Below are 6,687 nucleotides of genomic sequence, written 5' to 3'. Positions count from 1 at the left end.
CCGCTTCTCTCATGCGTCGGGACTCACTCGCAGCGCAGGCCGTTCTCGGGCGGCGTGCCCTCGAGCAGGTACGTCTCGATGGCGGAGTCGACGCACGTGTTGCCCTTGTTGTAGCCGGTGTGGCCCTCGCCGACACGGGTCACGAGCACGCCGGAGGAGAGCTGGTCGGCGAGCGACACCGACCACTCGTACGGGGTGGCCGGATCGTTCGTCGTGCCCACGACGACGATCGGCGCAGCCCCCTCGGCCGTGATGCGCTCGCGCACGCCCGTCGCCGGGTACGGCCACACCTCGCAGGGGTCGGGTCCGCTCCAGTACGGCGCGACCGTCGGCGCTTCGGCGGCGAGCAGCGCCTCGGCATCCGCCTGCTCCTGCTCGGTCGCGTCGACCGGATAGTCCATGCAGTTGTACGCGCGGAAGGCCTCGGTCGAGTTGTCGAGGTAGGTGCCGTCCTGCCGGTTGTAGTAGAAGTCGGCGAGCTGGAACGCGATGTCGGCGTTCCCCTGCAGGACGTCGGTGAGGGCCATCGTCAGATAGCTCCAGCTGTCCTGCGAGTACAGGGCCGAGACGATCGTCGTCATCAACGAGTCGGCGCCGAGCATGCGTCCGTCCGCGTTGGGGATGGGATCCCGGTCGACGCTCGCCAGCAGCGTGCCGAGGTCCGCCATCGCCTCGTCGACGGTGCCGCGGAACGGGCACTCGTCATCGGTCAGGCAGTCGGCCATGTACGCGCGCAGCGCCGACTCGAATCCGACGCCCTGCGTGATGCCGACGTCCAATCCGGGGATCGACGGATCGATCGCGCCGTCGAGGACCAGACGACCGACCCTCTCGGGGAAGAGCTTGGCGTACGTCGCACCGAGGAACGTGCCGTACGAGTAGCCGAGGTAGTTCAGCTGCTCGTCGCCCAGGACGGCGCGCATCATGTCCATGTCGCGAGCGGCGTTCTCCGTCGTGATGTACGGGAGGATGCCGTCGCTGTTCGCCTCGCACGCCTCGCCGAACGCCTGGTTCTTGGCCTGCAGCTCGGCGGTCCAGGCATCCGATCCCCGTTCGTTCTGAGGGATGTCGAACAGGTAGGCGTCCATGTCGCTCGCGTCGTAGCAGCTCACCGCGGTGGACTCGCCGACGCCGCGGGGGTCGAAGCCGATCACGTCGTACTGCTGGCGCACCGGGTCGCTCACCGCGAACGACACGGAGTCTCGCACCAGCGCCACACCGCTCGATCCCGGTCCCCCGGGGTTGGTCAGCAGGGAGCCGATCGGCTCGCCGCCGCCCTCGGCGCGACTGCGGATCATGGCCAGCTCGATCTCGCCCTTCGACGGGTCGGACCAGTCCAGCGGCGCTGTGACGGTCGCGCAGTCGAAATCGCCGTTGCAGGAGCTCCAGTCCAGCGTCTGCTCGTAGTACGGCAGCAGCTCGGCCGGCACACCCGTCGTGTCGGCCGACTTGCTCGTGGTGGGGCGGGGTGCGGCGTCGGGGATCATGCCGTAGAGACAGCCGCTCAGAGCGACGGATGCCGCGACGAGGCCCGCAACGACGGCAACGGCCCTCATGCGGATGCCGGGCCGGCCGGCGTGCGAGAAGCCGGGCCGGCGGGAGCTGGTCGTGTTCACGGGGTCCTTCCGCTCGCCACGGTGACGAGCATGCTCTCGAGGGCGAGTGCGGGGGCGGCGTTGAGTTCGAGATTCTCACGGGTGACGCCGATGCGGTCGACGACCGTGAGTGTGCGCTCGGGAGCCCATGCGGAGGCGAGCGCGCGCAGCTCGGGGGCGAGCTCGCGGTTGATGAGGACGTCGTCCCGGCCGAATTGCAGCATGAGCACGTCGCGGAACATCGACTCGAGGTCGGTGAGGACGCGATCGATGCCGTCGCGCAGGCTCCGGGTGGCCCGGCGCTTCTGGTCGTCCTCGAGCGCCGAGAGCTGCGAGCGCACCGCCGGCGGGACCGCAGACCCTTCGGCGATGCCCAGGGTACGCAGCAGCGACGCCCGCTCGGCCTCGTCGCGTTCCGCTGTGAGCGCCTTCGCATCGTCGGTCGCGGCGGCGACGATCGCGCCCGCCACCTCGACCGCGTCGCCCACGCCGCGGACAGCCAGCACCCCCCGCAGCGTGGCGTCACGGCGTGCACGGGCTGCGGCATCCGTCGCCAGCCGCTGCGCCATGCCGATGTGACGCTGTGCGTGTCGCGCGGACTGCTCGGCGACCACGGGATCGACGCCGCTGCGCCGCACGATGAGATCCGCCACGTCGGCGATGTCGGGCTCCCGCAGGCGCAGAGTGCGCACGCGCGAGCGGATCGTGGGCAGCAGGTCGGCGTCGCTGGGCGCGCACAGCACCCATACAGTGCGCTCGGGCGGCTCTTCGAGGGCCTTCAGCAGCACGTTCGAGGTGCGCTCGGCCATGCGGTCGGCGTCTTCCATCACGATCACGCGATACCGGCCGAGCGAGGGCGAGAAGTAGGAGCGCTCGACGAGCGCGCGGGCGTCCTTGATCGAGATGATCACGCCCTCGGTGCGCAGCGCGGTGAGGTCGGGGTGGGTGCCGGCGAGCACCTGCTGCATCGCGCGCTCGTCGCCCGGCTCGGCGATGAGCGCCGCCGCAAACGCGTGCGCCAGCGTCGAACGGCCCGATCCGGGAGGACCGGTGATGAGCCACGCGTGGGTCATCGACGCGGGATCGGATGCCGCCTCCCGCAGTGCGGCGACCGCCTCCGGCTGGCCCCACACATCGCCCCACGGCAGCGCGGGAGCGGGCACGGCTTCGTCCGTCTCACGCTCGCCCGCCGGTGCGGCCTGTGTCGAGGCATCCATCCCGCCCAGCCTAACCGCGACGTCCGACGACCAGCGCCGACCCTCAGGCGAGGACGGCGGACACCCGCTCCCGCACGGCGGCGGCGAGCTCGTCGGCGGGCAGCGACGCGTCGAGGACCAGGAACCGTGCCGGCTCGGCGGCGGCGAGCGCCAGGAACTCCTCCCGCACGCGCGCGTGGAAGTGCTCCTTCTCGGACTCGAGGCGGTCGAAGGGCTTGTCGTCGGCATCGAGCCGCGCGCGGGCCGCGGCGGGGTCGAGGTCCAGGAGCACGGTGACGTCGGGCAGCAGCCCCTCCGTGGCCCAGAGCGAGAGGTCGCGCACCTCGTCACGGCCGAGAACGCGCCCTGCGCCCTGGTAGGCGACCGAGGAGTCCAGGTAGCGGTCCTGGATCACGACCTCACCGCGGCGCAGGGCCGGCCGCACGAGCGTCTCGACGTGGTGCGCGCGATCGGCGGCGTAGAGCAGGGCCTCCGCGCGCGCCGCGACCTCGCCGCGATGGTGCAGGACGATGTCGCGGATGAGCACGCCGACCTCGGTGCCGCCCGGCTCACGGGTGCGGACGACCGTGCGTCCGGCATCCGTCAGCCATTCCTCCAACAGCGCGGCCTGGGTGGTCTTGCCGACCCCGTCGCCGCCCTCGAACGTGATGAACAGTCCGGTGGCTCGCGACCGGTCTGCTGCGGCTGCCGGAACCGGGCTCGGCGCGGCGTCCGCCGTCACTTCTTCGCCGCGGGCTTGCGCGTCGTCGTCGTGCGTCGCGCCGGTCGCTTGGCCGGACCCTTCGCCCGCTTGTCGGCGAGCAGCTGCACCGCGCGCTCGAACGTGACCTCGGTCGCCTCCTCGCCGCGCGGGATCGTGGCGTTGGTCTCGCCGTCGGTGACGTACGGGCCGAAGCGGCCGTCCTTGAGCTTGATCGGCTTGCCGCTGGTGGGATCGGCCTCGAACTCCTTCAGCGCCGACGACGCGCCACGCGCGCCGTACTTGGGCTGCGCGTAGATCGCCAGCGCCTCATCGAGCGTGATGTCGAAGATCTGCTGCTCGCTCTGCAGCGTGCGCGAGTCGGTGCCCTTCTTGAGGTACGGCCCGTAGCGGCCGTTCTGCGCGGTGATCGGCGCCTCGGTCTCGGGATCGATGCCGACCGTGCGCGGGAGGTCGAGCAGCTGCAGCGCCGTGTCGAGGTCGATGGTGTCGACCGACATCGACTTGAACAGCGACGCCGTACGCGGCTTCGGCGCGACCTCCTTCTTCGCCCCGCGCTTCTTCGGGGCGGGAGCTTCGACGGGCTCGGCGACCGGAGTCACTTCCCCGGTCTCCTCGTCGACCTCTTCCGCGGCGGGCGGGTCGGTCTCCTGCACGTACGGTCCGAACCGTCCGTCCTTGACGACGACGAGCTTGCCGTTCGCCGGGTTCTCCCCCAGCACGCGGTCGCCGGCGACGGGAGCGTCGATGAGCTCCTGCGCGCGGGCCGGAGTCAGCTCGTCGGGCGCGAGGTCCTCGGGGATGTTGACCCGGCGGGGCTCGGCATCCGGGTCCTCCTTGTTCGGGACCTCAAGGTACGGCCCGTACTTGCCGAACCTCAGCGTCGCCACATCGCCGATGGGCGTCGAGTTGAGCGCGCGCGCGTCGATCTCGCCGAGGTTGTCGACGATGTTGCGCAGACCGACCTGGTCGCCGGAGCCGAAGTAGAAGTCCTTGAGCCAGTCCTCGCGCCGCTGCTCGCCCCGGGCGATGGCGTCGAGGTCGTCCTCCAGGGCCGCGGTGAAGTCGTAGTCGACGAGGTCGGCGAAGTGCTGCTCGAGAAGCCGCACGACGCTGAACGCGAGCCAGCTCGGGATCAGCGCCTGACCGCGCTTGGTGACGTACCCGCGGTTCAGGATCACGTCGATGATGCTCGCGAAGGTCGACGGGCGGCCGATGCCCTTCTCCTCGAGCGCCTTGACGAGGCTCGCCTCGGTGTAGCGGGGCTTGGGGCTGGTCGCGTGCCCCTTGGGCTCCACATCGCGCAGCCGCAACACATCGCCCACGGCCATGGCGGGAAGCGCCTGGTCGTCCGTCTTGTCGGCGTCGCTGCGCTTCTCGTCGCGGCCCTCTTCGTAGGCCTCCAGGAAGCCCTTGAAGGTGTACACGGTTCCGGATGCCGTGAACTCGGCGCGCCGGTCGCCGGCGGCGACCTCGAGGGTGACCGTGGTGGTCTCGTACTTCGCGTCCGACATCTGGCTGGCCATCGTGCGCTTCCAGATGAGGTCGTACAGGCGCAGCTCGTCGCGGTCGAGCTGGCTCGACACGTCGGAGGGCGTACGGAACGTCTCGCCGGAGGGGCGGATCGCCTCGTGCGCCTCCTGGGCGTTCTTGCTGTTGTTGCGGTAGGTGCGCGGGTTCAGCGGCACCGATGCTGCACCGTACATCGCGACCGCCTGCTCGCGCGCGGCCTGGATGGCCTGCGTCGACAGCGCAGTCGAGTCGGTGCGCATATAAGTGATGTACCCCTTCTCGTAGAGGCGCTGCGCCACGCCCATCGCGTGCTTGGCGCTCATCGAGAGCTTGCGTCCGGCCTCCTGCTGGAGGGTCGACGTCGTGAAGGGCGGCTTGGGGCTGCGTGTTCCCGGCCGGGACTCGAGGGCGGTGACGGATGCCTCGGCCGCCGCTTCGATGGCCGCGGCGAGCTCGCGCACCTGCGCCTCGTCGAGGACGACGACGGCCTTCTTCAGCTGGCCCTTGTCATCGAAGTCGGTACCGCGAGCGAGCACCGCACCGTCGACGCGCGCCAGGCGCGTCGAGAAGGACTCGTCGAGGCCCTGCGGGCGGTTCGGCGCGGCGAGCGCCTCGATGTCCCAGTACGACGCCGAGACGAACGCCATGCGTTCGCGCTCGCGGTCGACGACCATCCGTGTGGCAGCCGACTGGACCCGCCCGGCGGAGGTGCCCTGCTGCACCTTGAACCAGAGCACAGGGCTGACGTCCCAGCCGTAGAGGCGGTCGAGGATGCGGCGGGTCTCCTGCGCGTCGACGAGCGCGAGATCTAGTTCGCGCGTGTTGCCGACGGCGGCCTGGATGGCGTCTTTGGTGATCTCGTGGAACACCATGCGCTTGACGGGGACCTTGGGCTTCAACGTCTGCAGCAGGTGCCATGCGATGGCTTCGCCTTCGCGATCTTCATCGGTGGCGAGCAGGAGCTCGTCCGCCCCCTTCAGCGCACGCTTGAGCTCGGCGACGGTCTTCTTGCCACGCTCGCTCTCGACGTAATAGGGGTCGAAGCCGTTGTCGATGTCGATCGAGTACTTCCCGTACGCCTGCTTCTTATCGGCCGGGATGTCCCTCTTGTCCGCGAGATCGCGGATATGGCCGACCGAGCTGAGCACCTCGTAGCCATCGCCGAGGTACCCCTGGATCGACCTCATCTTCGTCGGTGACTCGACGATGACGAGCTTCTTGCCTTCTGCCAACGGGGGCGTCCTTTCTTCGACGCAAACCATACACGCCGCTTATCGGTGCGGGCGCTGTGAGCGCGGATCAGGGCGGCGGCCCCGCACGCGCCGAAGCCCGCGCGGTGACCGGTCCCACGCGCAGCGAGACCGTGATCGTCGCGACCAGTTCGTCGAGATCACAGGCTGCGACGACGGCTCCGAACGTGCCGGCGACCTCGGCCGCGCGGTCGCAGGGGATGCCGGTGACCGCGCCGGATGCGGCGTCTGCGGCCGCCAGCGCGCCGGCGTCCGCGGCCGAGGCCAAACGCTGTCCCGCGACAGCGGCGCTCCCCGCCATCGCGAGCCCTGAAGTGAGGAGCGCCGCCGATGTCACGATGCCCGCCATGGCCATGGTTGCCGGCATCAGCCACCACCGGCGTGTCGCAGGCGGCGCCCGCGGTGTCCGGCGG

At 70.3% G+C, this 6,687-nt stretch carries 5 protein-coding genes; all 5 read right to left on the bottom strand.

The features are described 5' to 3' along the window. Positions 1-23: 23 nt before the first annotated feature. Positions 24-1,556, bottom strand: coding sequence for an alpha/beta hydrolase (locus NCG93_RS19285; RefSeq protein ID WP_194413803.1), 1,533 nt, complete (start codon positions 1,554-1,556; stop codon positions 24-26). A gap of 56 nt (positions 1,557-1,612) precedes the next feature. Then, a complete protein-coding gene (locus NCG93_RS19280) occupies positions 1,613-2,812 on the bottom strand; it encodes a DNA polymerase III subunit delta' (protein WP_241741606.1) in 1,200 nt (399 codons plus the stop codon). Between the two features lie 43 nt (positions 2,813-2,855). Then, a complete protein-coding gene (gene tmk, locus NCG93_RS19275) occupies positions 2,856-3,467 on the bottom strand; it encodes a dTMP kinase (RefSeq protein ID WP_194413801.1) in 612 nt (203 codons plus the stop codon). Between the two features lie 62 nt (positions 3,468-3,529). After that, complete coding sequence (gene topA / locus NCG93_RS19270) at positions 3,530-6,256, bottom strand: type I DNA topoisomerase (RefSeq protein WP_194413329.1); 2,727 nt, start codon at positions 6,254-6,256, stop codon at positions 3,530-3,532. Positions 6,257-6,323: 67 nt separating this feature from the next. Continuing rightward, a complete protein-coding gene (locus NCG93_RS19265) occupies positions 6,324-6,641 on the bottom strand; it encodes an Rv3654c family TadE-like protein (protein ID WP_241741605.1) in 318 nt (105 codons plus the stop codon). Positions 6,642-6,687 lie beyond the last annotated feature (46 nt).

Origin of the sequence: Microbacterium yannicii (assembly GCF_024055635.1) — a bacterium.
Lineage (GTDB): Bacteria > Actinomycetota > Actinomycetes > Actinomycetales > Microbacteriaceae > Microbacterium > Microbacterium yannicii.
The sequence above is the reverse complement of the archived record's forward strand: the minus strand, read 5'-3'. Positions and strand labels throughout refer to the sequence as shown.